Below are 1,189 nucleotides of genomic sequence, written 5' to 3' on the forward strand. Positions count from 1 at the left end.
GCCCTTGGGTGGAGGGCGTGACCATGGGCTCGGCGATCGGCTTGCGGGCAGATTATGACGGAGCGGCGTTGCGGCGATTGGCACGGACGTCGAGAAGTGCGAACCAAGCGCGGCGTCTGCTGGCCTTGGCCGAGATCTACGACGGCGGCAGCCGGACCGCGGCCGCGCGGATCGGCGGCGTGGGCTTGCAGATCGTGCGTGACTGGGTGGTTCGGTTCAATGACCGTGGCCCGGACGGCCTGCTGGATGGCAAGGCCGCCGGCCCTCGATCCCGGCTCAACGATGCCCAGCGTCAGGCGCTGGTCGAGATTGTGGAAAGTGGCCCGATCCCGGCGATCCATGGCGTCGTTCGCTGGCGGCTGATCGATCTGGTCCAATGGCTCCACGAAGAGTTCGCAGTGTCGCTCGATGAGACAACCGTCGGGCGCGAGCTGAAGAAGCTGGGATATGCCAAGCTCACGGCGCGGCCCCGCCACCATGCTCAGAACGAGCATGCGATGAAGGCGTTCAAAAAGGGGGCTTTGCCACTGAGTTGGCAAAGGTCAGGGCAGTCCTCCCGAAGGGCACGCCCATAGAGATATGGTTTCGCTGCGCGTCCTCCGGATCAGGACGAAGCGCGTGTCGGTCAGAAGAACAAGATCACTCGGCGCTGGGCACGACGCGGAACCCGACCGTCGGCGCCGAAGGATCAGAGAACCAAATCGGCCTACATCTTCGGCGCGATCTGCCCCGAACTGGGCAAGGGCACCGGCCTGGTCCTACCCTTCTGCAATACCCAAACCATGTCGCTGCATCTGGCCGACCCGGAGGGCAGCGCGGAGCAGCAAAATATCGTTGGCTGTTGCCCCTGGCGCTCACGCGGTCGTGCTGGTGGATCAGGCTGGTTGGCACACAACCAACAAGCTTGAGATGCCCGGCAACATCAGCATCATCGCGCTGCCTGCTAAATGTCCCGAGCTGAACCCGGCTTGCGCGAAGCGAAGGCGCTTCGCTGTCGCCCGAGGGGGCGAGAACATCTGGCAGTTCATGCGCGAAAACTGGCTCTCCAACCGCGTCTTCACATCCTACGACAATATCGTCGATCATTGCTGCGAGGCCTGGAACAAGCTCATCGACCAGCCTTGGCACATCATCACCATCGGACGTCGCAATTGGGCCCGTGGGTTCTAATCAGCGCAGGTTGGTATTA

At 62.8% G+C, this 1,189-nt stretch carries 1 pseudogene; it reads left to right on the forward strand.

Features of this window, described 5'->3' with window-relative positions:
* Positions 1-23: 23 nt before the first annotated feature.
* Positions 24-1,170: pseudogene (locus U1R88_RS35545) on the forward strand (IS630 family transposase).
* Positions 1,171-1,189: the final 19 nt, after the last annotated feature.

The sequence above is a fragment of the Labrys sedimenti genome (genome assembly GCF_034424805.1).
In the GTDB taxonomy this organism is placed as follows: domain Bacteria; phylum Pseudomonadota; class Alphaproteobacteria; order Rhizobiales; family Labraceae; genus Labrys; species Labrys sedimenti.